Annotated in this window: 25 protein-coding genes and 1 pseudogene; 8 read left to right on the top strand and 18 right to left on the bottom strand. The window is 74.3% G+C overall.

What is annotated here, in order from left to right; all coding sequences use genetic code 11:
• Positions 1-76 precede the first annotated feature (76 nt).
• A complete protein-coding gene (locus ACIBK9_RS07675) occupies positions 77-940 on the top strand; it encodes a D-alanyl-D-alanine carboxypeptidase family protein (protein WP_397156076.1) in 864 nt (287 codons plus the stop codon).
• Between the two features lie 16 nt (positions 941-956).
• Here ACIBK9_RS07675 and ACIBK9_RS07670 read toward each other — a convergent pair whose 3' ends face one another.
• From ACIBK9_RS07670 to ACIBK9_RS07655, 4 genes and pseudogenes are all read right to left on the bottom strand, one after another.
• Positions 957-1,232: a hypothetical protein gene (locus ACIBK9_RS07670; RefSeq protein WP_397156074.1), complete on the bottom strand. Its 276-nt coding sequence runs from the start codon at positions 1,230-1,232 to the stop codon at positions 957-959.
• A 102-nt stretch (positions 1,233-1,334) separates the two neighbouring features.
• Positions 1,335-2,201 (bottom strand): MFS transporter, encoded by an 867-nt coding sequence (locus tag ACIBK9_RS07665; RefSeq protein WP_397157553.1) that lies wholly within the window; start codon positions 2,199-2,201, stop codon positions 1,335-1,337.
• Positions 2,202-2,273: 72 nt separating this feature from the next.
• A pseudogene (locus ACIBK9_RS07660) lies at positions 2,274-2,574 on the bottom strand (MFS transporter); the annotation flags it as partial.
• A gap of 32 nt (positions 2,575-2,606) precedes the next feature.
• Positions 2,607-2,996, bottom strand: a complete 390-nt coding sequence (locus ACIBK9_RS07655) for a RidA family protein (protein WP_397156072.1) — start codon at positions 2,994-2,996, stop codon at positions 2,607-2,609.
• Positions 2,997-3,063: 67 nt separating this feature from the next.
• Between ACIBK9_RS07655 and ACIBK9_RS07650 the strand changes: the two genes are divergently transcribed.
• On the top strand, positions 3,064-3,666 hold the full coding sequence (locus ACIBK9_RS07650; protein WP_397156070.1) for a CGNR zinc finger domain-containing protein: 603 nt from the start codon (positions 3,064-3,066) through the stop codon (positions 3,664-3,666).
• A gap of 135 nt (positions 3,667-3,801) precedes the next feature.
• On the opposite strand, the gene ACIBK9_RS07645 is transcribed toward ACIBK9_RS07650, so the two are convergent.
• Positions 3,802-4,410 (bottom strand): TetR/AcrR family transcriptional regulator, encoded by a 609-nt coding sequence (locus ACIBK9_RS07645; RefSeq protein WP_358301429.1) that lies wholly within the window; start codon positions 4,408-4,410, stop codon positions 3,802-3,804.
• Positions 4,411-4,483: 73 nt separating this feature from the next.
• On the opposite strand from ACIBK9_RS07645, the gene ACIBK9_RS07640 reads away from it, so the two are divergent.
• Entirely contained in the window at positions 4,484-5,671 is a 1,188-nt protein-coding gene (locus tag ACIBK9_RS07640) for a cytochrome P450 (protein ID WP_397156067.1), read from the top strand.
• 73 nt (positions 5,672-5,744) lie between these two features.
• Entirely contained in the window at positions 5,745-6,182 is a 438-nt protein-coding gene (locus ACIBK9_RS07635) for a VOC family protein (RefSeq protein WP_358301434.1), read from the top strand.
• 17 nt (positions 6,183-6,199) lie between these two features.
• Here the strand turns inward: ACIBK9_RS07635 and ACIBK9_RS07630 are convergent, their stop codons facing one another.
• The 5 genes from ACIBK9_RS07630 to ACIBK9_RS07610 all read right to left on the bottom strand — a co-directional run bounded on the left by ACIBK9_RS07630 (position 6,200) and on the right by ACIBK9_RS07610 (position 11,922).
• Positions 6,200-7,423, bottom strand: a complete 1,224-nt coding sequence (locus tag ACIBK9_RS07630; RefSeq protein ID WP_358301437.1) for a beta-ketoacyl-[acyl-carrier-protein] synthase family protein — start codon at positions 7,421-7,423, stop codon at positions 6,200-6,202.
• The gene (locus ACIBK9_RS07625; protein ID WP_397156065.1) at positions 7,423-7,674 is read right to left on the bottom strand and encodes an acyl carrier protein; all 252 of its coding nucleotides are present in this window, start codon (positions 7,672-7,674) and stop codon (positions 7,423-7,425) included. Before ACIBK9_RS07625 ends, ACIBK9_RS07630 begins: the two co-directional genes overlap by 1 nt.
• Positions 7,675-7,764: 90 nt before the next feature.
• Complete coding sequence (locus tag ACIBK9_RS07620; RefSeq protein WP_397156063.1) at positions 7,765-8,622, bottom strand: lysophospholipid acyltransferase family protein; 858 nt, start codon at positions 8,620-8,622, stop codon at positions 7,765-7,767.
• A complete protein-coding gene (locus tag ACIBK9_RS07615) occupies positions 8,619-10,907 on the bottom strand; it encodes an MMPL family transporter (RefSeq protein WP_397156061.1) in 2,289 nt (762 codons plus the stop codon). The genes ACIBK9_RS07620 and ACIBK9_RS07615 overlap by 4 nt, the downstream gene beginning before the upstream one ends.
• 103 nt (positions 10,908-11,010) lie before the next feature.
• Positions 11,011-11,922 carry a lysophospholipid acyltransferase family protein gene (locus ACIBK9_RS07610; protein ID WP_397156059.1) on the bottom strand — a complete coding sequence of 304 codons (912 nt, stop codon included), beginning with the start codon at positions 11,920-11,922 and terminating at the stop codon, positions 11,011-11,013.
• Between the two features lie 549 nt (positions 11,923-12,471).
• On the opposite strand from ACIBK9_RS07610, the gene ACIBK9_RS07605 reads away from it, so the two are divergent.
• Positions 12,472-13,356: a phosphotransferase enzyme family protein gene (locus ACIBK9_RS07605; protein ID WP_397156057.1), complete on the top strand. Its 885-nt coding sequence runs from the start codon at positions 12,472-12,474 to the stop codon at positions 13,354-13,356.
• 15 nt (positions 13,357-13,371) lie between these two features.
• Here the strand turns inward: ACIBK9_RS07605 and ACIBK9_RS07600 are convergent, their stop codons facing one another.
• Both ACIBK9_RS07600 and ACIBK9_RS07595 read right to left on the bottom strand, forming a co-directional pair.
• Complete coding sequence (locus ACIBK9_RS07600; protein ID WP_387669671.1) at positions 13,372-14,655, bottom strand: SLC13 family permease; 1,284 nt, start codon at positions 14,653-14,655, stop codon at positions 13,372-13,374.
• A 5-nt stretch (positions 14,656-14,660) separates the two neighbouring features.
• Positions 14,661-15,119, bottom strand: a complete 459-nt coding sequence (locus tag ACIBK9_RS07595; RefSeq protein ID WP_358301452.1) for a CBS domain-containing protein — start codon at positions 15,117-15,119, stop codon at positions 14,661-14,663.
• A gap of 446 nt (positions 15,120-15,565) precedes the next feature.
• Between ACIBK9_RS07595 and ACIBK9_RS07590 the strand changes: the two genes are divergently transcribed.
• From ACIBK9_RS07590 to ACIBK9_RS07580, 3 genes are all read left to right on the top strand, one after another.
• Complete coding sequence (locus ACIBK9_RS07590) at positions 15,566-16,570, top strand: histidine kinase (protein ID WP_397156054.1); 1,005 nt, start codon at positions 15,566-15,568, stop codon at positions 16,568-16,570.
• Positions 16,567-17,211 (top strand): response regulator transcription factor, encoded by a 645-nt coding sequence (locus ACIBK9_RS07585; protein ID WP_352351471.1) that lies wholly within the window; start codon positions 16,567-16,569, stop codon positions 17,209-17,211. The genes ACIBK9_RS07590 and ACIBK9_RS07585 overlap by 4 nt, the downstream gene beginning before the upstream one ends.
• A 217-nt stretch (positions 17,212-17,428) precedes the next feature.
• Entirely contained in the window at positions 17,429-18,340 is a 912-nt protein-coding gene (locus ACIBK9_RS07580) for a hypothetical protein (RefSeq protein WP_397156052.1), read from the top strand.
• A 64-nt stretch (positions 18,341-18,404) separates the two neighbouring features.
• On the opposite strand, the gene ACIBK9_RS07575 is transcribed toward ACIBK9_RS07580, so the two are convergent.
• The 6 genes from ACIBK9_RS07575 to ACIBK9_RS07550 are packed head-to-tail and all read right to left on the bottom strand — an operon-like array spanning position 18,405 to position 25,399.
• Positions 18,405-19,940: a family 20 glycosylhydrolase gene (locus ACIBK9_RS07575; protein ID WP_397156050.1), complete on the bottom strand. Its 1,536-nt coding sequence runs from the start codon at positions 19,938-19,940 to the stop codon at positions 18,405-18,407.
• On the bottom strand, positions 19,937-21,109 hold the full coding sequence (locus tag ACIBK9_RS07570) for a GDSL-type esterase/lipase family protein (protein WP_397156048.1): 1,173 nt from the start codon (positions 21,107-21,109) through the stop codon (positions 19,937-19,939). Before ACIBK9_RS07570 ends, ACIBK9_RS07575 begins: the two co-directional genes overlap by 4 nt.
• A complete protein-coding gene (locus ACIBK9_RS07565; protein ID WP_397156046.1) occupies positions 21,106-22,311 on the bottom strand; it encodes a glycoside hydrolase family 1 protein in 1,206 nt (401 codons plus the stop codon). Before ACIBK9_RS07565 ends, ACIBK9_RS07570 begins: the two co-directional genes overlap by 4 nt.
• A gap of 32 nt (positions 22,312-22,343) precedes the next feature.
• On the bottom strand, positions 22,344-23,174 hold the full coding sequence (locus tag ACIBK9_RS07560; protein WP_352351481.1) for a carbohydrate ABC transporter permease: 831 nt from the start codon (positions 23,172-23,174) through the stop codon (positions 22,344-22,346).
• The gene (locus ACIBK9_RS07555) at positions 23,171-24,133 is read right to left on the bottom strand and encodes a carbohydrate ABC transporter permease (protein ID WP_397156044.1); all 963 of its coding nucleotides are present in this window, start codon (positions 24,131-24,133) and stop codon (positions 23,171-23,173) included. The genes ACIBK9_RS07560 and ACIBK9_RS07555 overlap by 4 nt, the downstream gene beginning before the upstream one ends.
• Positions 24,134-24,136: 3 nt before the next feature.
• Positions 24,137-25,399, bottom strand: coding sequence for an extracellular solute-binding protein (locus tag ACIBK9_RS07550; protein ID WP_397156041.1), 1,263 nt, complete (start codon positions 25,397-25,399; stop codon positions 24,137-24,139).
• Positions 25,400-25,418: the final 19 nt, after the last annotated feature.

The raw sequence follows: 25,418 nt of genomic DNA, 5'->3' as shown, positions 1-25,418 counted from the left end.
GGCTGATACACGGCTGAGCACGGATGGATGCGCGGCCACGGCCGTACGGACACGCCGGTCGCGCAACCTGGCCGGTATGCGACGTTCCTTGATGTTTCTGCTGCTGGCGGGTGTTCTGTCGGGCTGTGCCGGGGCTCCCCCGGTCACCGGGGACGCGTCCCTGCCGTGGCCGCAGGAGGGGCAGGCGGCGGTCGAGGTGGCCGACGTGGGCAGCCTGGGCGTCAGCGGCGACCTGCGGCCGGTGCCGATCGCCAGCGTGACGAAGGTGATGACCGCCTACGTGATCCTGCGCCGCCACCCGCTCCGGCCCGGCGACGACGGCCCGCCGATCACCGTGGACCGCACGGCGGCCGAGGAGTCGTTGTCGCGGCTGGAGTCGACCGTCCCGCTCGTCCAGGGCCGGACGGTGCGGCTGCGGCGGCTGCTGGAGCTGATGATGGTGCCCTCGGGCAACAACGTGGCCCGGCTCCTGGCCCGCTGGGACGCCGGCTCCCAGGAGCGTTTCGTGGCCCGGATGAACGCCGCCGCACGACGCCTGGGCATGGCGGACACCACGTACACGGGGGCCAGCGGCAACGAGGACACCACCGTCAGCACCGCCGCCGACCAGCTCAGGCTGGCCAGGGCGGCGATGGGCGACCCGGTGCTGCGGGCGGTGGTGGCCCAGACCGACACGTCCGTCCCGGGGGACGCCCGGCGGCTGCACAACACCAACACGCTGCTGAACAGGCACGGCGTCATCGGCATCAAGACCGGCTCGGGCACGGCCGCGGGCGGCAACCTGATGTGGGCCTCGCGCGTACGGGGCCATCTGGTGCTCGGCGTCATCCTCGGCCAGGCCGCGCACACCGACCCGGCCGCCGCCAAGGCGGCGGCGCTGGAGGCGGGCGGGCGGATGAGCGCGGCGGTCGAGCGGTGGCTGCTCGACCGGTCGCGATGACGTGACCGGGCCGGGATCAGCAGTTCAGGCCGCTGACGATGCCCAGCTGGGGTGTCGGGTTGACGACCGCGCAGCCGTAGGTGCCGGACGGGATGGTGATCGACCCGGCTCCCGAACCCTCCCCGGTGCAGCCGGAACCCAGGATGTGGTAGCCCACGACGCTGCCCAGGTAGGTGCGGGAGCCGCCGGAGCAGACCCACGAGCCCATCGCGTGCGCGGACGACGCGGGCAGGGACGCCCCGGCGAGGACGAGGGCCGAGACGACGGCGAGCCGTCGCACCAGCATGATCATGACGTTCCCTTTCCTCCGAAGGGACGGCGGCAACTCTTCCCTGCCCCGCGACCCGCCGCGCGCCACCCGGGAAGGCTGTCCACTATCGGACGCGATCCCCCGTCAGGGACGGTCCTTCGAGGCCCTGGGCAGAGCGAGCACGGCCACCGCCCCGGCGGTCACCAGGCCGGCGCACGCCCAGAACGCCAGGGCGTACCCGGAGGTCGGCGCGCCGGTGGGGGCCGCGGCCAGGGTGGTCAGCGCGGCCAGCCCGAGGGAGCCGCCGACCTGGCGGGCGGAGTTGAGGATGCCGGAGACCAGCCCCGCCTCGCCGGGGGCGGCGCCGGCCGTGGCCGTCATCGCGATCGGGGCCGAGGTGAGCCCCAGCCCGCCGGTGACGAGCACGCCCGGCAGCACGATCCCGGCGAGCAGGCCGCTCTCCGGCGTGACGACGGCCTGCCAGGCGAACCCCGCCGCCGAGACCAGCGCGCCCGTGGCCAGCAGCGGACGCAGCCCGACCCGGCCGGCCAGCCACGGCGTGGCCTTGGCGGCGACGACGACGGCGAGGGTGTGCGGCAGGAACGCCAGGCCCGCCTGGAGCGCGCTGTAGCGCAGCACCTGCTGCATGTGGAGCGACAGGAAGTACCAGAGCGCGAAGCCCGCGGCCCCCAGCAGGAACTGCACGAGGAGCGCGCCGGACACCGAGCGGGCCCGGAAGATCCGCAGCGGCATCAGCGGCGCCCGCGCGAACCGGGCCTGCACCAGGACGAACACGCCCAGCGCCAGCACGCCCGCGCCCATCGGGACCAGCGCGCGCGCCGAACCCCAGCCGTGCGCGGGGGTCTGCAGCACGCCCAGCTCCAGCGCCGACAGCCCGGCCGTCACCGTGATCGCGCCGGTCAGGTCGAGCCCGCGGGCGCCGGTGTCGCGGCTCTCGGCGAGCAGGCGCAGCGCGGCGATGACGGCGACCGCCCCGATCGGCGCGTTGATCAGCAGGATCCAGCGCCAGGACAGGTGATCGGTGAGCAGCCCGCCGGCCAGCGATCCCGCCGGCCAGGCCGGCGACCGCGAACACGGCCAGGCCCGCGACGAAGGTGCGCCTGCGGCCGTAGAGGTCGGCCGCCCGGCCGCCGAGCAGCAGGAACCCGGCGAAGGTGAGGAGGTAGCCGTTGACCACCCATTGCAGCCCCTCGGCGCCCAGGCGGAGGTCGGACTCCATGGCGGGCAGCGCGACGTTCACGATCGACACGTCGAGGACCATCATGAACTGCGCCAGGCAGACCAGGGCGACGATCGGCCAGAGGGGGCCGGGCGGCCGGGCGGCGCCCCGCCCGGCCGGTGGCGCCTCCGCGGTGTTCGTCATGATCGGAGATCTCGTCGAGGGTGACCGCGGGGTCACACGACGGCGACGGCGTCGACCTCGACGAGGCATCCCGGGTTCAGCCCGGCCACGACGTGCACCGTGATGGCGGGCGGCGGGTCGGCCCGGTTCCACACCTCCTGGAAGGCGGCCACTCCCTCGTCGAACGTGTAACCGTCCAGCACGGCGATGCGCCAGTGCACGACGTTCGCCAGGCTCGCCCCCTCGCTCTCCAGGATCGTCCTGAGGTTGCGGAACACCTGCCTGGCCTGCTCCCCCACCGTCGGGCCGACGACCTTGCCGTCGGGGCCGACGCCGTTCTGGCCGCCGATGTAGATGGTCTTGGCCGGCTGCTCGACCACGACGGCCTGGCTGAAGGCCGGGCTGCGGTGCAGCCCCTCGGGGTTGATGTGCCGTACGCCCATGTTCTCTCTCCTCACGTTCTGAAACCGGTTTAAGGGGTTTCGTTGCGACACCAGTTATAGTGGTGTCATGCGCGTGAACGCAACCGGACGGGTGCTGCACGATCCCAAGGGCGGGTCGTTCAGGTTCGACGCCGGCGCCCTCTGCCTCGACTTCGCCCACACCGGCGGCGAGGGTCAATATGCGATCTTCGAGACCCTGCACGAGCCCGCCGACCTGGCCGAATGGCTGGCCCAGCCCCCGCTGACGGCGGTCATGACGGCCCCCGTGACCGTCGGCGAGCTCGTCGACGCCAAGGCCCTGCGCCAGGCGATCTGGGACGCGGCGCACGCCCAGGCGGCGCGCCGCCCCCTGCCCGCCGGGGCGATCACGGTCATCAACCGGGCCGCGACGGCCCCGCCCCTGGTCCCCGAGCTCGCCGCCGACGGCGTCACCGCCGGATGGGCGTCACCGGTGCGGGCCGCCCAGGCGCTGTCCGCCATGGCGCGGGAGATGATCGAACTGCTGTCCGGGCCGCTCGCCGAACGCATCCGGGAGTGCGCGAGCGACGACTGCCCGCTGGTGTTCGTCGACACCTCGCGCCCCGGCGCCCGCCGCTGGTGCGCGATGGAACGCTGCGGCAACCGCCACAAACTCCGCGCCCTGCGCGCCCGCCAGGCCTTGGAGCCGTGACGAGCGCCCGGCGGGCCTTGGAGCCGTGACGAGCGCCCGGCGGGCACGCCCGCCGGGAGCGGCATCCGGACGCGGCCCCGGGCCGCCCCGGGCGGCCCTGCGCAGGCCCAGGCCGGAGCGAGGCTCGACAGCGGACTAAGGCCGGTCGAGGCTCGACAGGCCGTCGACCGCGACCTCGATCCCGCGCCGCCCGGCGGCCAGGACGTCGTCCTCCGAGCCGCCCTGCTCCTGGGCGACCATGCCGGCCACGGCCAGCGCGCCCATGAAGCTGCCGACCGCCGCCCCCGCCGAAACCGGGTCGAGCCCCGGATAGACCTCGCACAGCGCCCTGGCCAGCCGGGGCTGGGTCTCCATCATGAGCGTCAGGCCGCGGGCGCGCAGCGCGGGCTCGGCGACCATCAGCCGCGCCCGCAGCGGCGACAGCGCGAAGCCGAGCTCGTCGTCCTCGGCCAGGCTGCGCACCATGGCCTCGAACATCCGGCTCAGCAGCTCCCCCAGCGGCTCTCCCGGCCGCCGCCCGGCGATCGCCTCCAGCATCACCCGCTCGCGCTCGCCCGCCTGGAGGAAGAGCACGTCCTCCTTGCTCGCGAAGTACGCGAAGAAGGTGCGGGGCGCGACGTCGGCCGCCGCGGCGATGTCGGCGACCGTGGTCTGCTCGTACCCCCGCTCGGCGAACAGCCGGACGGCCGCCTCCAGCAGCGCGCGGCGGGTGCGGGCCTTCTTGCGTTCGCGATGACCTTCCACGGCGCCACCCTACTGCACGCCCTGCTTTTATGCATAGGTTGCAAATTCGCAGTCTCTGCGGTTTTCTGAAGGCATGGACATCCTTCAGAGCCTGCCGCTCGACCGCGAGGACCCGTTCGAGCCGCCCGCCGAGCTCGCCCGGCTGCACGGCCCGCTGCACCGCATGATCTACGCCGACGGCCGCCCCGGCTGGCTGGTCACCGGCCACGCCGAGGCCCGCGCGGTGCTCGACGACCCGCGCTTCAGCAACACCTCCCAGGGCGCCGCGCCGCCGATCAAGGAGCTGGCGCCGCCCGAGGGCCTGGCCGACCTGGTGGTCCCGCCGGGCTTCTTCATCGCCATGGACGACCCCGAGCACTCCCGCTACCGGCGGCTGCTCACCGGCCGCTTCAGCATGCGCAGGATGCGGCTCCTGGAGCCCAGGATCCAGGAGATCGTCGACGGCCGCCTCGACGAGATGGCCGCGGCCGGAGCGCCCGCCGACCTGGTCGGCGCGTTCGCGCTGCCGATCCCGTCGCTGGTGATCTGCGAGCTGCTCGGCGTGCCGTACGACGAGCGCGCGCGCTTCCAGGACTCCACCGCGCGCGCGGTGAACCTGGACAACTCCGCCGAGGAACGCGGCGCGGCGGGCGCCGAGCTGATGGGCTACCTGTCCGAGCTGGTCACCCGCAAGCGGGCCGAGCCTGCCCAGGACCTGCTCGGCGAGCTGGTCTCCGGCGGCGAGCTGAACCACGAGGAGCTGACCGGGGTGGCCACCCTGCTGCTGACCGCCGGCCACGAGACCACCGCGAACATGCTGGCCCTCGGCGCGTTTTTGCTGCTGAGCCGTCCGGAGCAGGCGGAGCTGGTGCGCACCGACCCCGGCGTGGCGGCGACCGCCGTCGAGGAGCTGATGCGCTACCTCAGCATCGTGCACATCGGCCCGATCCGGGTCGCGCGGGCCGACGTGCCGCTCGCCGGGCGGACGATCAGCGCCGGGGAGACCGTGACGCTCTCCCTGCCGGCCGTCAACCGCGACCCGGCCCGCTTCCCCGACCCGCACCGCTTCGACGTCACCCGCGAGGCCGGGCCGCAGCTCGGCTTCGGCCACGGCATCCATCAGTGCCTGGGCCAGCAGCTCGCCCGCCTGGAGATGCGGCTGGCCTTCCCCGCGCTGCTGCGCCGCTTCCCCGGGCTGCGGCTGGCCGTGCCCGCCGAGGAGGTGCCGCTGCGCCCGCGCGCCACGATCTACGGTCTGGCGTCCCTGCCGGTCACCTGGTGAGGCCGCCGGGTTTGACGTGCCATCCGGCCGTGCAGAGAGCATGACGGACGAAAGACGATCACGGGAGGCGCGCATGGCCGGTACGGACGGCGGGATCAGGCTGTGTCAGGTGGTGCTCGACTGCACCGACGCCAGGGCGCTGGCGGAGTTCTACCGGTCTCTGCTGGACCTGGTCTACCGGCCCGGCGACGAGCCGCCGCAGGCGGGCGCCGACGACGAGCGCGGCCGCGACTGGCTCGTGCTGCGAACCAGGGACGGCGCGCCGCAGCTCGCCTTCCAGCAGGTCGAGACGCTCCCGGAGGCGACCTGGCCGGAGCCCGGGGTGCCCCAGCAGCTTCACCTCGACCTGACCGTGCCGTCGGTCGAGAGCCTGCTGGAGCAGCACGAACGCGTTCTGCGCCTGGGCGGCCGGCTGCTGCTGGACCGGATCGACGACGACGAGGAACCCCTGCGGGTCTACGCCGACCCGGCCGGGCACCCGTTCTGCGTGTTCGTCTCCCGGCGGGGCTGACCGCCCGGCGGGAGCGGTCAGCGCGCCGGCGAGAAGACCAGCGTGGCGTTGTGGCCGCCGAAGCCGAACGAGTTCGACATCACCGGCCCCCTCGCGATCGGGCGCGGCACGGGCGCCGCGTCGATGTCGCAGCGCGGGTCGAGCCGGTCCAGGTTGGCGGTCGGCGGGGCCGTGCACTCGGCCATCGCCAGCACGCAGGCCACGGCCTCGATCGCCCCGGACGCGCCGAGGGCGTGCCCGGTCACCCCCTTGGTCGAGCTCACCGGCACGGCGGCGGGCCCGAAGACGCGGCCGATCGCCTGCGCCTCGGCCAGGTCGTTCAGCTCGGTCCCGGTGCCGTGGGCGTTGACGTGCACGATGTCCTCGGGCGCCAGGCCCGCGTCGGCGAGCGCGGCGTCCATGCACCGCCGGGCGCCCTCGCCGCCGGGCGCGGGAGCCGTCAGGTCGTGGGCGTCGCTGGTGCGGCCGTAGCCGGACACCTCGGCGTGGACGCGCGCCCCGCGGCGCACGGCGTCGTCGAGGCGTTCCAGGACGAGGAACGCGGCCCCCTCGGCCAGCACGAACCCGTCGCGATCGGCCTCGAAGGGGCGGCAGGCGGCCTCGGGGTCGTCGTTGCGGACCGACAGGGCCCGGCACCGGCTGAAGCCGTGCAGCATGCCGGGGGTGACGTTGGCGTCCCCGGCCCCGGCCACGACCAGGTCGGCCGAGCCGTCGCGGATCAGCCGGACGCCCTCGCCGATGGCGTGCGCGCCGGAGGCGCAGGCGGTGACCACGGACATGCTCGGCCCGCGGATCTCGTACCGCATGCCGATGGCGGCGGCGCCGGCGTTGGGCATGATCTTCGGGATGAAGATCGGCGACAGCCGCAGCGCGGCCGGACCGGGCGTGTCGAGCAGCGCCGACTCGTAGGTCTCGGTGCCGCAGAACGAGCTGCCCGCCACCACGGCCCGCCGCTCGGGCGGCACCCGCGGATGACCGGCGTCGGCCAGCGCGTCGCCCGCCGCGCACACCGCCAGCAGCGACGCCCGGTCCAGCCGCCGGGCCTGCCGGTCGGTCAGGTACGCCGAGACGTCCAGCTCCGGCACCTGGCAGGCGAAGCGCACCGCGAGCGCGGACGTGTCGAAGGACGTGATGGCCCGTGCCGTCGAGCGCCCGCCGAGCAGCGCGTTCCACAGCTCCTTGGGGCCGGAGCCGGCGGGCGTGCGCAGGCCGAGCCCGGTCACCGCGACCCGGGGTCGCATCAGCCGCCCACCGCCGTCAGGTGGCGGCGGATGACGGCGGCCATGTCGGCGACGGTCCGCACCCGCTGGAGCCGGTCGTCGGCGAAGGTGCCCCATTCGTCCTCGACCACGGCGTGCAGCTCGGCGAAGTCGAGGCTGTCGGCGTCCAGTTCCTCGCGCAGGTCGGTGTGCGGGCCGATCTGGGCCGGGCTGACGCCCAGGACCCGCGCGACGTGGCCGCGGAGCACGTCTGTTATCTGGTCGTCGGTCATGGTGCCGTCCGTTCTCTCGGCGGATGGGGGGCGTGTCCGAGTGTGCTCCAGGAGTGCGGGCGGGTCCGGGTATGACACATCAAATGTCCATCAAGCCGGGCCCAGAGCGTCCCTGACCCGCGACTCGGTCAGCGCGGCCAGCGCCGCCCGGTCCGCGCGCGGCCGTCCGGTGAGCTCGGGGCGCACGGGGGGCAGGAACGTCACCTCGGCCACCAGGTTCCGGGTCGCGACCACCCGCAGCAGCGAGACCGGCAGGGACTCCACGCCGATCCAGGCGGCGCGGGTGGAGGGCGCGCCGGCTTCGCGGTAGCGCAGCGCCACCGGCCGGACGGTCGCGCCCGCCTCGACGGCGGCCTGGAACAGGGCCGGATGGAAGGCTCCCATGGCCTGCCCGCACCAGGTGGTGCCCTCGGGGTAGGCCAGCACCGCGTCCCCGTCGCGCAGCGCGGCGGCGACGGCCGTGATCGCGGCGGGCAGCCCGGCCGGCCGGTCCTTGTCGATGAACAGCGTGCGGTGGGCCGCGGCCAGCGACCGGACCAGCGGCCACCGTCCGATGTCCCGTTTGGCGAGCTGGCGGGCCGGCGTGAGGGCCGCCATGATCAGCGGGTCGGCCCACGAGATGTGGTTGCTCACCAGCAGGGTGCCGTGCCCGTCCAGGGCGGGGACGCCGCCCGGGATCCGCACCGTGATGCCGAGCGCGCGCACGATCAGGCCCATGGCCCTGCGCGCGAGGCGTGCGCGCTGGGCGCCGGCGCGGCGGGCGGGCATCGCCGACAGCGTCAGGGCGGCTCCCAGGGCCAGCGCACAGCCCAGGAGGCGGGCGGCCCGGCGCACCGGCCCGGCGGCGGCGACCGGCGGGCGCACGCACGCGTCCGGCGTGCACGGCGACAGCCCCGGCCCGGACGGCGGCCGCTCGTGGCGGTGGTCCTGATCGCGGATGGTCGTCACGGTGTGCTCGCGGGTGTGCCCGCCGGCGCCGCGGGCTCCGTCCCGTCCGGGCCGCCCGCGGCGGCGCCGACGGGGACGCGCGGCGGGTCGCCGGGAGAGCCGCCGCCGCTCCCCCGCCTGCCGCGCAGCAGCCGGGGCGACCACCAGTTGACGGGCCCGGCCAGGCGCATCACGGCGGGCACGAGGAGCGTGCGGATCAGCGTGCAGTCGACCAGGACGGCCACCGCGATGCCCACCCCGATCATCTTGAGCACGGCCAGGCCGGAGGTCGCCACGGCGGCCATGACGACGGCGAAGATGACGGCGGCCGAGGTGAACAGCCGCCCGGTGTGCTGCAGCCCGGTGGCGACCGCGGTGGCGGTGTCGCCGCGGTCGCGGTACTCCTCGGTGATCCGGGACAGCAGGAAGATCTCGTAGTCCATGGACAGGCCGAAGGCGACGCAGAAGATCAGCGTGGGCATGAGGGCGTCGATGCTGCCGGTGGCGGTGAAGTCGCCGACCAGTGCGCGCAGGTGGCCGTCCTGGAAGACGTGGACCAGGGCGCCGAAGGTGGCGGTGAGGCTGAGCACGTTCATCACCAGGGCCTTGACGGCCAGCACGACGCTGCGGGTCAGCAGCGTCACCATGGCCAGGGTGGCCAGCGCGATCAGCGCCAGGGCCGTGGGCAGCGTGCCGGCGATGCTCTGCCTGATGTCGTCGAGCTCGGCGCCCGGCCCGGCGAACAGCGCCTGGCCCGGGGCCGGGATCGCGCGCAGGCGCCGGACGAGCTCGCTGTTGGCCACCGAGTACGGCTCGTGCGCGGTGGTGACGAGCAGCCAGGTGCCCGCCTCGCCGGTGAACCGGCGGCCCGGCCCCGGCACGGTGGCGGCCCTGCTGTAGGAGCCGCCGGCCGTGTCCACCCGGAGCACGCCGTCGGTGGCGGCCAGGCGCCTGGCGTAGCCGTCCAGCGGGCCGGCGGAGCTCTGCCCGGTCATCCGCAGGTCCGGCAGCACGATCATGGTGCCGCCGACGACCTGCTGCCCGCCGAACTCCGCGCGCAGCGCCTGCGCCGCGCGGGCGGCGGGCGCGTCGGGCGGCAGGATGCGGTCGTCCAGGGTGCCGAAGCGGGCGCCCAGGAACGGCGCGCCCATCGCCAGCAGCAGCGCGGTGGTGGGCACGGCCACCGCCAGCGGGCGGCGCATGACGGCGACCGCCAGGCGGTACCAGGGCCCGTCCTCCACCGGCGGCGCGGACCGGCGCGCGGCGTTCCACGGGCCGGGCACCGGAAGCCGGTTGACCCGGTCGCCGAGCAGGGTGAGCACGGCCGGGAGCACCACGAGGCTGGCCGCGGCCGCCGTCAGGCTGATCGTCATCCCGCCGACCGCCAGCGAGCGCAGGATGGTGAACGGGAACAGCAGCAGCGCCGACATGGACAGCGCCACGGTGGCTGCCGAGCAGGCCATGGCCCGGCCGGTGGTGCGCATGGTGACGGAGACGGCCTGGACGGCGTCCTGGCCCTGGGCGAGCTGCTCGCGGAAGCGGGTGACGATGAACAGGCTGAAGTCGACGGCCAGGGCGAAGCCGAGCGCGCTGGAGATGCTCAGCGCGAACACCGAGATCTCCATGACCTCGGTGAGCAGGCGCAGCACGGCCATGGTGGCGATCACCGCCAGCGCGCCGATCAGCACCGGCAGCAGGGCGGCGACCAGGCTGCCGAACACCACGCACAGGATGGCCAGGGTCAGCGGCGCGGCGATCAGCTCGGCGGTGCGCAGGTCGGTCTCGCTGCGGTCCTGCGCCTCGACGCGCACCTGGGCCTCGCCCGTGGCGGTCAGCGACAGGGGGCCGTAGCGGCCGTGCAGGGAGTCCATGATCCGGCGGGCGGCGGCGTTGCGAGCGGCGTTGTCGCCGCTCAGGTGGGCCAGGACGACCGCCGCGCGCCCGTCGCCGCTGCGCAGCCTGGGCTCGTGGCCGCGCCAGTACGAGGTGACCCGCCACACGCCGGGATCGGCCGAGACGCGTTCGGTGAGCCGCGTCCCGGCGGCGTCGATCTCGGGGTCGTCGACCGGGCGCGCGGCGCGGGCGATCAGGACCAGGTCGGCGTTGCCCGCGTGGAAGGCGTCCTGGAGGATGTCGTCCGCGCGCAGGGACTGCGATCCGAGCGGCACGATGTCGCCCAGCACGAGCCGGTCGTGCACGTCCAGGCCGGCCACGAGCGAGACGGCGAACGTGACGGCCGCGCCCCAGAGCACGACCCGTCGCGGCCACCTCCGCCCACGGCCGGACGGCGGCGAATTGCCCCACATCGGTGAATCCTTACGTCGAGTAACGGTCGGTCGAGGCTGCCGCGCACGCGCTCCCCCGCGGCGCGGGCCTGTGTGGTCAGTTGTGTGCGGTCGGCCTGTGCGGTCAGCCGAGGCCGGCGCGCACGCGTTCCTCGGCGGCGCGGGCCAGGGCGGCCCGTCCGCGCGGCCCGCGGTCGGGCGCGGGCGGCGGCAGGAGCGGGGTGAGCCGCACCTCGGCCCGCAGCCGCCGCGTCCCGGCCACCCGGACGACGGACCCGGTCACCGAGTCCTCGCCCACCCAGCTCCCCCGGCTCGACGGGCTCGGTCCCTCGTAGTAGCGCAGGACGGCCGGGCACACCGCCGCCCCCGCGTCGATCGCCGCCTGGAAGACCGCGGGCCGGAACGTGCCGACCTCGCGCCCGCAGGACGTGGTGCCCTCGGGGAAGACGGCGACCGTCTCCCCGGCCAGCAGGGCGTCGCGGACCAGGCCCACCGCGGCGGGCAGCGTGGACAGGCGTTCCCTGTCGATGAACAGCGCCCCGCAGGCCGCGCCGAGCGTCCCGATGAGCGGCCACCGGCGCACCTCCCGCTTGGCCAGCAGGCGGCAGGGCAACGCGGCCAGCATGACCAGCGGGTCGAGCAGCGAGACGTGGTTGGCCACGACGAGCACCCCGGCCGCCGCCCCCGCGAGGTCCGCCGGACCGGCGACCTCGACCCGGACGCCGAGCGCGCGCAGCAGCAGCCGGGCCGCCGCCTGCGCGGTCCTGGCCCGCCAGAGCCTCGGCGCGGCCCCCATGGCGAGGAAGGCGGGCAGCGCGGCCAGCAGCACCAGCAGGGCGGCGCACAGCCGGGCCGCGCGGCGCGTGCGCCCGGCGGCGACGGCCTCCTCCGGCAGGCACGCGCGCACCGAGCACGGCGCCCGCGCCAGCCACGGGTTGATCTCCACGCGCCGGCCGGGGCCGGCGACGTGCCGCCACGTCGCACGCCCCCGCCCCGCCCCGGCGGGCGCCCCGACGGGCAGCACGACGGATGACACAGCTGGCGGCACCACGGGCGGCGTGACAGACGGCGCTGCGGGTGGAGTCGGATGGGACACGCGGGACTCCCAGACGGTGATCGGCGAGCTTGCCCGAGCGGCGCTAACGGCAGCGCGAGACGGCGGCGGGCGGCAGGTCGCGCCAGACCGGCCCCGGAACGTGGACCGTTCCAAGGCTTGCGCGCGCCTGGCGCAGGAAGGCCCGGCCCACGGCTCGCGGACCGGGCGCGACGGCGAGGGCCTGACGCGGGCCGCGCCGCGCCGTGCCGGGCAGCGTGCGGGTGCCCCGGCGCCGGGACGGGCGGGTATGGGGCGGATGTGAGCTTTGGGCGATTTCTTGCGACTGCACGATCATGAGCGTCCCGAATTCGGAGCGGGCTCGGCACCGGCGGCCCTGACCGCGGGGTGACAAGCGGATGATGATCCTGTTAGTGCAGGTTAAGCGCCATCCGGCGGAGAGCGCCGAATTTGCGCCACGTGTCGCCCGACCTTGGCAGAACACTCCACAAGCCGTCCCAGCTCATGACCTGAGCCCCATAACCTGACAAGGTGATCTACGCAAAGACGCCCCTCACCCCCGAGATCCGTGCCGCCGTCTCCCGGGCCTGGGGCGCCGAAGGAGAGGGCGAGCGGCTGCACGGCGGGGAGGAGTCGGCCGCCTACCGTCTCGGGGACCACGTCGTCCGGGTGGGCCCGGCCGCGCGCGGGGTGGCCGAGTCGGAGTGGTGCCACGCCGTCGCCCGGCACGCCGCCACCACGCTCCCCGAGGCCGTCGCCCCGCTGGCCACCGCGGGCGGCGCGACGGTGGTCGTCGTGGCGGGGCGGCCGGTCTCCTGCTGGCCCTACGTCGAGGGCGAGTGGCCCGACTCCGACGTGCCGGCGCAGCGGGAGGCGGGCGCGCGGCTGCTGGCCAGGCTGCACCGCGCGCTGGCCGGTCTGCGTCCCGGCCCGCGTCCCGTGCCCGCCTTCCAGGAGTCCGGCCTGTACGGCGACCCGCCCCCGGACGCCGCCGACCTGCACGACCCCGTCCTCGACCGCTGGCTGGCGGCCTTCCACGCCGGGCATCCCGTACGCCACCCGCTGCACGGCGACTACTACACCGGCAACACCCTGGCCAGGGACGGCCGCATCGTCGCCGCCCTCGACTGGGACGAGACCTTCGTCGGCGCCCCCGAGCTGGAGCTGGCCGCCGCCGCGCTGGAGTGGGGCGACGACCTGACCGGCCCCAGCAAGGAGTTCGTGGCCGCCTACCACGAGGAGGGCGGCACGGCGGCCCCTCTCGACGACGAGTCGCTCGCCCAGCTCGTCCGGCACAAGCTGCGCAGGGAGCACGCCTACTTCCGCAGGGCCGCCGCGGCGGGCGTGCCGCACGACGAGGAGGACCTCGACTACCACCGGGCCCGGGTCGAGCTGTTCCACCGGCTGCGTCCCTGACCCGGGCGGCCCGGGTCAGAAGTAACGCAGCCAGACGTACACCCAGGCCAGGGCCGTGCTGCCCAGGGTGACGACGATGCCGTACCGGGTGAACTGCCAGAAGGAGATCGGGTTCCCGGTGCGGGCGGCGATCCCGAGGGCCACGACGTTGGCGCTGGCGGCGACCGCGGTGCCGTTGCCGCCGAAGTCGGCGCCGAAGGCGAAGGCCCACCACAGCGCCTGCCCGGTGGACGCGTCCGGTGCGGCGGCGGCCAGTTCCTCCACCACCGGCGCCATCGTCGCCACGTACGGGATGTTGTCGAAGAACGCCCCCAGCACGCTGGAGCCGAACAGCAGCGAGGTGGCCGCGGCGAAGTAGTTGTCGCCGAACAGGTCGATGGTGGCGCGGCCGATGGTCTCCATCATGCCGGTGTGCACCAGGCCGGCGACCATGACGAACAGCCCGGCGAAGAACACCAGCGTGGGCCATTCGACCTCGCGCAGCACGTCCCCGAGCTCGACCCGGCAGACCAGCAGCATGACCCCCGCGCCGACCAGGGCGATGATCGAGGGCGCCAGGTGCAGCACGGAGTGCAGCGCGAACGCCGTCACCACCCCGGCCAGCACCGTCATCGACCGCGCCAGCAGCGCGGGGTCGGTGATGGCCCGCCGCTCCTGCAGCGCCATCACCTTGGCGACGTGGTCGGCGTTGTAGTGGAAAGACCGGCGGAACAGCGGGTAGGTGAGCAGCACGAACACGCCGAAGATCACCACGACCGCGGGCGCCATGTGGACGAGGAAGTCGTTGAACGTCAGCCCCGCCCGGCTGCCGATGATGATGTTCGGCGGGTCGCCGATCAGCGTCGCCGCCCCGCCGATGTTGGAGGCCAGCACCTCGGCGATCAGGTACGGCTGCGCCGGGATGCGCAGCCGCCCGCACACCATCACCGTCACCGGCGCGACCAGCATGATCGTCGTGACGTTGTCCAGGAACGGCGAGGCCACGGCGGTGATGGCCATCAGCATCGCCATCAGCCGGTACGGCCGCCCCCGCGAGCGTTTGGCCGCCCAGATCGCCAGGTAGTCGAACAGCCCGGTCTGCTTGATCACCCCCACGATGATCATCATGCCGAGCAGCAGGAAGATGACGTTCCAGTCGATGCCCGCGTGCCCTGAGGAGAACACCTCCTCCCCCGGCGTCAGCCCCAGCACGGTCATCAGGCCGGCCGCCACCAGGACGACCTTGACCTTGTCGGCCTTCTCGGTGGCGATGAAGAAGAACGCCACCACGAAGATGGATAGTGCCAGGATCGCGCTCATGCGGATCAGTCCGGAAGGCTCGTGATGGCCAGGCTGGTCAGCAGGCGTTCCAGCGTGATCGCCCCCGTGAGGGTGGCGTCCGGGCCGAGGACGGCGACCAGCGGGCTGCGCGTGCGGGCCATCAGCGCCGCCACCTCCAGCAGGGTCGCGTCCGGCGGCACGGTGACGGGCCGCGCGGGCGGCCTGGGCAGGCAGTCGCCGACGGTCAGGTGGGCGAGCTCCTGCCAGAACAGCTCGGCGTCGCTCTCGTCGAGGGTGCGGGCCAGGGCCTGGTCCTCCTGGTACGTGCCGGGGATGGCCAGCCGCAGCACCTGCGTGCCCGGCAGCACGGTCGCCGGCCTGCCCCGCTCGTCCACCACGATGAGTCCGGGCAGCCGGTTGACCACCATCAGGCGCACGGCGCGTCCCACGGAGTCGCGGGCCGTCACGGTCGGCAGGGTGACGGCGATGTCCTGTGCTCGCATGGCACCGTCCACGGTGGTCGAAGTGGTGGGAAGACGACGGTTCGCGCCGGTTCGGGGCACGGTCGTATGACGGATCTTGATGGGGAGCCTCCAGCGGGGGCATGGGCGAAGGTCACAAAGGCGGCCGGGACGGCTCAGGCGCTCTGCCCCGGCCACGGGACGGCGGCCGGCCCCCGGCGCGGCCCGCGCGTCAGATGGCCCCGGGGGACGGACCGCGACCCGCGGGCGGGCAGGAGGAGAAGCGGTCCTGCCGCCGCGGCCCGGAGAAGGTCCGTGCCACGCATCGCCCACCTCCTTACGGTCCGTCCCTGTTTTCCGGGGAGACCATGCCATCACCGCGCGGGGGGCCGCGCCCATCGGGTCCGGCCCCCATATCGGGTGGGGGCGCGACCGTATTCGAGCCGGGTCAGTGGACAGCGCGCGAGGCGAACGCCCAGGCTAGAGGCATGAGAGACGCCGTCGCCACCGCGCCGGAGCCGCCTGGCCGCACCCCGGCCCAGGCGTTGTTCCGCCGCCTGTTCGTCATCAACGCGCTGGTCTTCGCCGCGGGCACGTTCGTGCTGGCGCTGTCCCCCGCGACGGTCTCCTCACCGGTGCTGCTGACCGAGATCCCGGTGCTGCTCATCGGCCTGGCGCTGATCCTGGCGGCGAACGCGTTCCTGGTGCGGGCCAGCCTGGCCCCGCTGACCTCCCTGACCGCCCTCATGCGGCGGGTGGACCTGCTGCACACCCACGACCGGCTGCCCGCCGGCAACCGGGACCTGCGCAGCGTCACCGACACCTTCAACCAGATGCTGGACCGGCTGGAGGAGGAGCGCAGCGTGGCCAGCGCCCAGGCCCTGGCCGCCCAGGAGGCCGAACGCGGCCGCATCGCCCGCGAGCTGCACGACGAGATCGGCCAGAGCCTGACCGTCGCGCTCCTGGCGCTCAAGCGGGTGCGCGACCGGGCGCCCGCGGAGCTGGCCGACGAGCTCGGCCACGCCCAGGAGGCGATCAGGACCAGCCTGGACGAGGTGCGCCAGGTCGCCCACCGGCTGCGCCCCGGCGTCCTGGAGGACCTCGGGCTGACCAGCGCCCTCACCGCGCTGGCCACCGACCTGTCGCAGACCGGCACGGTCGAGGTCACGCGTAGACTGGCCGCGGGGCTGCCACCGCTCAGCTCCGAGGTCGAGCTGGTGCTCTACCGCATCGCCCAGGAGAGCCTGACCAACGTCGCCCGCCACGCCCAGGCCACCAGGGCGACGCTCACGCTGACGCCCGACGACGGCGACCTGGTCCTGCGCGTCACCGACGACGGCCGGGGCGGCATCGGCGAGCCGGGCGCCGGCATCCGCGGCATGCACGAGCGCGCCCTGCTCATCGGGGCCCGCCTGAGCGTGCACTCGCCGCCCGGCGGCGGCACCGAGATCGTCCTCACCGTCCCCGGCGCGGCCAAGGAGAACGCCCGATGACCCGCATCCTGCTCGCCGACGACCACGCGCTCGTCCGCCAGGGCGTCCGCCTGATCCTGGACGCCGAGCCCGACCTGACCGTGGTCGCCGAGGCGGCCGACGGGGCCGAGGCGGTGGAGGCCGTCCGCACCCACGACATCGACCTGGTCGTCCTGGACATCGCCATGCCGCGCATGACCGGCCTGCAGGCCGCGCGGGAGATCTCCCGCCGCCGGCCCGGCATCCGCCTGCTGATGTTGTCGATGTACGACAACGAGCAGTACTTCTTCGCCGCGCTCAAGGCGGGGGCCTGCGGCTACGTGCTGAAGTCGGTGGCCGACCGCGACCTCATCGAGGCGTGCCGGGCGGCGATGCGCGGCGAGCCGTTCCTCTACCCCGGGGCCGTCACCGCGCTGATCCGCGACTACCTCCACCGCCACCGGCACGGCGACCCGCTGCCCGACAGCCTGCTGACCGCCCGCGAGGAGGAGATCGTCAAGCTCATCGCCGAGGGCCACTCCACCAAGGCCATCGCCGACACCCTGGTCATCAGCCCCAAGACCGTCGACCGCCACCGCAGCAACATCCTGGCCAAACTCGGCCTCAACGACCGCCTCGACCTGACCCGCTACGCCATCCGCGCCGGCCTGATCGAACCCTGACCTCGGCGGACGGCCGCGCCCCCGGGTCCCGCGGCCCCGGCGGCCCGGCCGGATGGAGCCCGCGGGCGCAGTTCCATGAGACGATCGAGATCATGATGGGTCCGTTGGGCGCGAGCAGTGACGTCCTCCACGCCTCCCTTTCGTCCTGTTGTGCTCCGGCACGGGCCGCCGCCGACCCTGCCGCCGATCCCGTCGTCGTGCCGGTCGTGTGCTGAGCATGGCCGAGGACACCGTCGCGTCCCGGGGCGCGCTCACCGGTCAGGAGGCCCGCGGCCTCGTCTCCCGCATCGAGGGGCTGCGTCCGCGGCGCGGTCCCGGCGACGGGGGCGAGGTCCCCGCGGCCGACGTCGACGTCGTCGAGGGGCTGGGTCCGGCGGCGGCCGGCGTGGCGGCGGCCTGGCTGCGCGAGCGGCCGTCCCCGGCCCTGCGGCGGACGCGGCTGCGGGTGCTGGCCTCCTACCTGCGGTGGCTGCGCGGCCAGGATCCCGGCGGCGACGTGCTGGGGGCCGGGTCGCAGGTCGACGCCTACTGCCTGGCCGCGCTCACCGCCGGTCTGGCGCCGTCCGGCCGGCCACTGGCGCGCGCGACGGTGATCCGCAGGCGGGCCGTGCTGGCCTCGTTCTACGCCTTCGCCGGACGGCACGGGCCGGCTCTCCCGGCGCCGGCCGCTCACCCGCCCACCCCGGCCGAGCGGCGGCTGCTGCGCGGCGGGGTCGCCCTGCTGGCCGAGGAGGGGCGCTTAGCCGAGGCCGTGGCCGTCGGGCTGCTGGAGTCCACCGGCGCGTCCGTCGACGCGCTGGCCCGGCTGACCCCGTGCGACGTGCACCTGGTGGGCGCCGGCGACCCCGTGCTGATCACCTTGCACGACGGGCGGGGCGACATCGTCGCCTTCCCGCTCGCCCCCTACCTGCGCCGCCCGCTGCGCCGCCTGTGCGGCGACCGGCCCGCCGACCACCCGCTGCTCACCGGCGAGGCGGGCCGGCGGGTCGACCTGGCCTGGACGCGGGCCGCGCTCACCGAGGCCGCGATCGCCGCCGGCCTGCCCCGGCCGCGGGCCGAGGGCCTGCATCCGTACCTGCTGCGCGCCCTGACGGTGACCGAGCTCGGCGGGTCGCCCTGGCGAGCCTGACGACGACGAGCCCTGGGCCGCGACGGGCCCCGGGACCCTGACGAGCCCCGGGGCCGCGGCGGGGTCACGGTTCCGCCGCGGGCCGGTACGCCGCTCCCCATCCCGTCGCCTCCCACGTGGCGGCGTGCGGTTCCAGGCGTGCCCGGTGGTCCTCCCAGGTCGCCGGCTCACGCGTCCAGGATCGTTCGGCCGCGGCCGGGAGACGGGGCAGCAGCAGGAACGCCAGATCGTCGAAGGACGTGATCGTCTCCGACCAGATCGCCGCCTCCACCCCGGCGACGCGGACGTCGAGCCCCGACACCAAGGACCGCGGGGTCCAGTCGAACATCTGCCGGAGGGTCTTGGCCGGATAGTCGCGGAACCCGAGCCGGGCCCGGCGCGCCTCCCCCTCGGCGTCCGCGGCGGGCTCGGCGTACGGGCGGTCGTAGTACAGCACGTCGCTGGAGGACAGCAGCACCGGCAACCCGGCCGCCGCCGCGGCGGGCCCGTCGGACGGCGCGAGGGCGAACAACGCCACCATCTGGTCGACGAACGGGTGCGCGGACTCCGGCAGCTCCGCCTTCTTGGCGTCGGCGTCGATGCTCGTCTCCGCGCCGATCCACAGCTGCACGAGGTCGCCGTCGCCCAGCGCCCCGGCGCGTACCGTCTCCTGCCAGGCCACGACCCGGCTGCCGGCGTCGTGCGCCGCGCGGACGGCCACGCCGACCGCGCGCGTGTACGCCGTGACGGGCATCCCGAACGGCTCGTCACCCCCGACATGCACGAACCGGGCACGGGACGCCTGCGCGAACTCGGCGACGGTCTCCGCGATGAAGGACTCGGCCCCGGGCACGGCCGGATCCACGTAGCCCAGACGGGCCGCGGTCCGGTCGCCGGCGAGCTCCGGGCAGGCGCGGATCGCGGCGCGGGCGTGCCCGGGCAGGTCGATCTCGGGCACGATCGTCACCCCGCGCGCCGCGGCGTACGCCGTCAGCTCCGCCAGCTCGCGCCGCGTGATCAGCTCGCCGGGCGAGGTCGCGTCCAGCGCGGGACGGGCCGCCGACTGCAGCCGCCAGCCGCCGGAGTCGGTGAGGTGCAGGTGCAGCACGTTCAGCTTGTACCGCGTCAGCAGGTCGATGACGCGGCGGATCTCGTCCGGGCGGAAGGGATGCCGGACGACGTCGAGCATCAGGCCCCGCCACGCCAGGGCGGGCCCGTCGGCGATGCGCCCGACCGGCAGCCGGCCCGCCGCCGACTCCGCCAGCTGCACCAGCGTCGCGGCGCCCCGCAGGACCGCGTGCGGGGTCGGGCCGGTGATCGTGATCTCCTCCGGGGCGATCGTCACGGTGTGCCGCTCGTCCGGGGGGAGCTGTTCCGGCGCGATCCCGCCGGCCGGCGGCACGTCGCCGGGCGCCTCGCCGATCAGCAGGACGACGCGCGACGGGGACGGGTGACCCGCCGAGGGGGTGGCGGGGAGCCGGGCGAACTCGCCTTCGAGCCACGCGCGGGCGTCGCGCAGACGATCGTCCGCCCGGATCTCGACGTGGCCGGGGCGCAGGACGGTCGTCGTCGCGTGGTCGAGCGCGACCGCGTGCGGCCACGGCACCAGCGCGGCCCTCATCGCCGGCCGCCGAGCAGCCCCGCCAGGGCCGGCAGGCCGGCCACCGTGTCCTGGAAGCGCCGCGCGATGAGGTCCAGCCCCTCCTGCGTGGGGTGGAGCCCGTCGCCCAGCAGGCGCGCGTCCTGCTCGCCCAGCAAGGTACGGCCGTCCACCAGGTGCAGGTGGGGGTCGTCGGGCGCGCGCCCGGCGTGGACGCGCTCGATGATCCGGCGGGTGGCGGCCAGCGTGAGGGCGCCGTCGTCGGCCTCCAGGGCCCGGTCCGCCCCGGCGGCCGTGCCGCCGCGATCGACGGTCGGTCCCGGCGTGTGCTCGTGCGCCGGGCAGGCGATGGCGGTGATGAGGACCACCGGCGTGTCCGGATGGCCCTCGCGGATCAGGTCGAGGAAGCCGTGCATCGCGGGCAGCATCGTCCTGGCCCGCATCGAGTCGGCGTTCACGAGGTTGATGCCCACCTTCAGGGTGATCAGGTCCGCGGGGGTGTCCCTGATCATGCGGGCGACGAACGGGTCGAGCTGCGCGTTCCCGCCGAACGACAGGTTGCGCAGGCGCCAGCCGGCGCCCAGGGCGACCCGCGCCGGCCACGTGCCGTCGGGGGTGGCGGCCTGCAGCCCATGGCTGATGGAGCTGCCGTGATGCGTCCAGCGTGGGAGGCCGCCGGCGGACGGCGGCGCGATCGGGGCGTCGGCCGCCAGGCCGATGACCTCGACCGCGCAGTCGTGCGGCAGCATGATCTCGACCTGCTTCTCCCTGCCGTCGGGCACGAGGGCCACCGTCACGGCGGACGGATCGCGCTGTTCCCGGCCGGCGACCTGCCGGTCGGCGCCGATGACGACGACGTCCCCTTCGGGGATCGCGACGTGTTCCGCCACCGCGCCGTCGACGACGACGGCGAGGCTGTGCGGCCCGGCGACCTCGGCGCCGGCCGGCCGGAGCGAACGGGTGTGCAGGCGCAGCCGCAGCAGGGTCGCGCTGGTGGCGAAGCGGAGGGAGACGCCGGTGGGCGCCTGTTCCATGAGGTCGAACCAGGGGTCGTCGTGTTGTGCGCGGGCCCATGGCGGCAGCCGGCGCGGGCGCAGGCCGCCGTGGGCTCCCGGGTCGAGAGCGGCCGCGCCGTCGATGAGGCGGGCCAGGTCCGCGGCGTCCAGGGTCACGTCCAGGAGGTCCGTCACGACGCCGACTCCCCGCCCAGGACGGCCGCCGGGTCCTGGGCGAGCCGCCCGAACCAGCGGGCGCTGGGTTTGACCGTGCGCCGGAACGTGGTCCGGTCGACCGCGACGAGGCCGAAGGTGGGCGTCCACGATCCCCACTCGTAGTTGTCCAGAAGTGACCAGTGCAGGTATCCGCGCACGTCGACGCCGTCGGCCATGGCGCGGGCCAGGCCCGTCACGGCCTCGGTGGTGTACGCGACGCGTTCGTCGTCGTCGGCGGTCGCGATGCCGTTCTCGGTCACCAGCAGCGGTGTCGATCCGCCGAGCCGGGCGGCGGTGTGCCGGACCGCGTCCTCCAGCGCGAGAGGGTAGTACTCCCAGCCCATCATCGTGCGCCTGTCGTCCGGGCCGGGGGCGATGACGCCGTCCGCGCCCGCGCGCAGGCGGCTGTAGGCCTGCACGCCGAGGAAGTCGTCGTCCTTCGCCAGGTCGATGTACTGGTCGTCGACCAGGTACGACAGCTCGGCGGTGCGGTCGGGGCCGGCGCCGTGGTCCTGCACGTTCTGGTTGGCCACCGTCCACCCCGAGCGCAGTCCGGGCACGGAGGCGAGCAGGTCGCGGGCCTCCTCGTGCGCGCGGGCCAGCGCGCGGGTCACGTCGGGGTCCGGCGGGACGAAGGAGGGGACGGGTTCGCCGGCGCCGTGCCTGCGGCGCGCGGCCACCAGGGCGACCATGTTGGGCTCGTTGATCGTGCAGACCCAGGGCACGCCGTCGAGGATCGGCAGCACCGCGCGGACGTAGTCGGCGAAGTGCGCGACCGTCTCCCCGGAGGTCCAGCCGCCTCCGGCGCTCAGCCAGGCGGGGCTGGTGAAGTGGTGGAGCGTGACGACCGGGGTCAGCCCGCGCTGCCCGCAGCCTTCGATGATCCGGCGGTAGTGGGCCAGCATGGCCGGCGACGGGTGACCGGGCGCGGGGACCACGCGGGCCCATTCGACGCTGAACCGGTAGGCGTTGAGACCGAGGTCGCGGGCGATGTCCAGGTCCTCGGGCCACCGGTGGAAGCTGTCGCAGGCGTCCCCCGACCGTTCGGGCAGGCCCCGGCTCCCGTCGTGCTCCGCCTGCCAGAAGTCGCTTCCGACGTTGTTCCCCTCCACCTGGTGGGCCGCCGTCGACGCGCCCCACAGGAAACCGTCCGGGAATGTCGGCGGCGGCGAAGTCGTCATGTTCGATCCTGTCTTGGGTGTCGGAGGTGTGGTCATTTGAGGCCCATGGTGGCGATGCCCTGCACGAAGTAGCGCTGCAGGGACACGAAGAGCGCGAGGATCGGCGTGATGATCAGCACGGCCCCGGCGAGCAGCGTGCCGTAGTCGGTCGCGTACTGGCCGGTGGAGTAGAGCGAGAGCGCGACCGGCAGGGTGTACATCGACTCGGTCTGGCTCGCCACGAGCGGCCACAGGAAGTTGTTCCACGAGCCGAGGAAGGTGAGGATGCCGAGGGTGGCCAGCGCGGGGCCGCACAGCGGCAGCACGACCCGGGTGAAGATCCTCGTCTCGGAGGCGCCGTCGATGCGCGCCGCCTCCAGCAGCGAGTCGGGGATGTCCAGCATGAACTGGCGCATCAGGAAGACGCCCACGGGCTGCGTGAGGAACGGCAGCACCAGGGCCCCGTACGTGTCGAGGATGCCCATCTTCGCGACGATCACGAACAGCGGGACGAAGGTCACCACGCCGGGCACCATGATGGTCACCAGCACGACGCCGAGCAGGACGCGCTTCCCGGCGAAGTCCATCTTGGCCAGCGCGTAGCCGACCATCGAGCAGAACAGCAGGTTGCCGAGCACGGTGAGCACGGCGACGACGAGGCTGTTGCCGAAGAAGGTGCCGAAGTGCAGCTCGGTGAGCCAGCGGGCGAAGTTCCCGCCGGTGGGCGAGTGCGGCCACCACGTCGGTGGGTCGGCGAAGATCTCGTCCTGCGTCTTGAACGCGCCCAGCACCATCCAGGCGAACGGCGCGAGCCACACCACCACGCCGGCGGTCAGCACCACGTAGCTGAGCGAGCGCGCCGTCAGGCGTCCCTGCTGGGTCATGTGGCCCTCCTGAGCAGGCGGAACTGCAGGACGCCGACCGCCGCGATGACGACGAACATGATGTAGCTCGCCGCGGACGCCTTGGCGAAGTCGCCGAAGCCGAAGGCGTTGAACGTGTAGTACGTCATGGACAAGGTGGAGCCGAGCGGCCCGCCCTGCGTCATCACGAACGCCTCCTCGAAGAACTGCAGGTAGCCGACCGAGATGAGCACGCAGCCCAGCAGGATCGTGGGGCGCAGCAGCGGGAGCGTGATGCTGCGCAGGCGGCGCCAGGGCCCGGCGCCGTCCATCGCCGCCGCCTCCGCGACGTCGGCCGGGACGGCCTGCAGCCCGGCCAGGAAGATCACCATGAGGGTCCCGGTGTTGCGCCAGACGGCCATCAGGATCAACGAGGGCAGGGCCCAGGTGGTGCTGTTCAGCCAGTCGGGCCCCTCGACGCCGACCAGGGCGAGGACCATGTTGAGCAGCCCGTCCCGGGCGAGGATGTGACGCCAGATGACCGAGACCGCGACGACGCTCGTGACCACCGGCGCGTAGAAGGCGACGCGGTAGACCGGCCTGAGCCGGCGGACGCCCGAGTTGAGCGCCAGCGCCAGCCCCAGCCCGAGCGCCACCGTGGCGGGGATGCCGACGAGGACGAACAGCGCCGTCACCCCGGCGGCGTTCTGGAACTCCGGATCCGTGAGGACGTCCGCGTACTGCTGGAGGCCCACGAAGTTCACGTTGAAGGGCGACTGGATGTCCCGCGCGGTCAGGTCCGTGAAGGAGAAGCCGATCGAACCGGCGATCGGCAGGACCATGAACACCGCGAAGACGACGACGAACGGCGCGGCGAACAGCCAGGCGACCGTCGTCTGCCGGCGCCGGCGTTCGGAGTTGGCTCCCCCGGCCCGGCGGGCGCGCACGTCACGGGAGGCGCGCGCCCGTCCGGTGGCGGTGGGCGACATGGGGTTCGACACCGCTCAGGACACCCCGATGCCGTCGGCCTGCTGCTGGAGCTTGCGCAGCGTGTCCGCCACGGGCCGGCCGCCCTTGATGATCTGCTCGATCGCGGAGTCGCCCGCCGCGCCGACCTTGTCGAAGGCGACGAGCTGCGGCGGCGCCTTGGCCGTCTTGAGCTGCTCGGCGAACGCGGCGAGCGTCGGGTCGGCGACCAGCGCCGGATCCTGCCACGCGCTCTGGGTCGCCGGCAGGTCGCCGCTGACCTTGTACCAGGCCGCCTGGGTCTGCGGCTCGCTGAGCCACTGGACGAGCTTCCAGGCCGAGTCGGGGTTCTTGGCGGCCTTGAACACCACGAGGTTCGCGCCGCCGACGAACGAGGTCGAGCTCTTCCCCGCCGGAAGCGGCGCGGTCGCGTACTTGCCCGCGAACGCGTCCCCGCCGGCCTGGGAGATGGCGCCGCGCAGGAAGGGACCGGCGACGAGCATCGGCGTCGTGCCCGTCAGGAAGTCCTTCACCGCGGCGGCGGGCGCCGTGTCGGCGTTCGGATCGGCGATGCGCTGCTTGAAGTACGACGCCAGGTACTCGTACGCCGCGGCGAACTCCGGCGTGTCGAGCGTCCACGAGGACTGGTCGGCGTTCATCAGCTCCGCGCCGTTGGACCACGGCATCCAGAGCGCGGACAGGAACGATCCGGTCGTGCCCGCGGGCAGCCGGATGCCCCACTTCGCACCGGCCTTGCGCTGCAGGTCGGCCGCCATCCGCCGCAGCTCGTCCCAGGTGGCGGGGGGCTTGTCCCAGCCGGCCTTGCGGGCGAGGTCCGTCCGGTAGTAGAGCGCCCGGACGTCGACGTACCACGGCACCTCCAGCAGCCGGCCGCCGATGGTTCCCGTCGAGACGGCTCCCGGGTACATGCCCGCCGTGTCGATGGCCTCGGGCACGGGCGCGAAGGCGTCCTTGAACACCGGCAGGCCGGGCATCATGGCCAGGTCTGGAACGTTCCCGGCGGCGATGGCGGTCTGGAACTTCTGGTAGGCCGAGTCCCACGGGATGGCGGTCACGTCGACCTTGACTCCCGGGTTGGCGGCCTCGAACTTCTTCACGAACTCGGGCAGGAGCTCGCCCTCGTTGCCCATCGCCCACATCGTGATCGCGCCGGCGGCCTTGGCCGCGACGCTGGAGGACGGCTGGGCCCGTCCGGCGCCCTCGTCGGCCCGGCCGCACGCGGTGAGCGCCGCCGCAACGGCGATGGCGGCCAGGGCCGCCACTGTTGATCTGTGTCGCACGGCCAGTTCCTTCCTGTCG

This window comes from Nonomuraea sp. NPDC050227, assembly GCF_044459705.1.
In the GTDB taxonomy this organism is placed as follows: domain Bacteria; phylum Actinomycetota; class Actinomycetes; order Streptosporangiales; family Streptosporangiaceae; genus Nonomuraea.
This window is presented reverse-complemented; position numbering and strand designations above follow the sequence as displayed.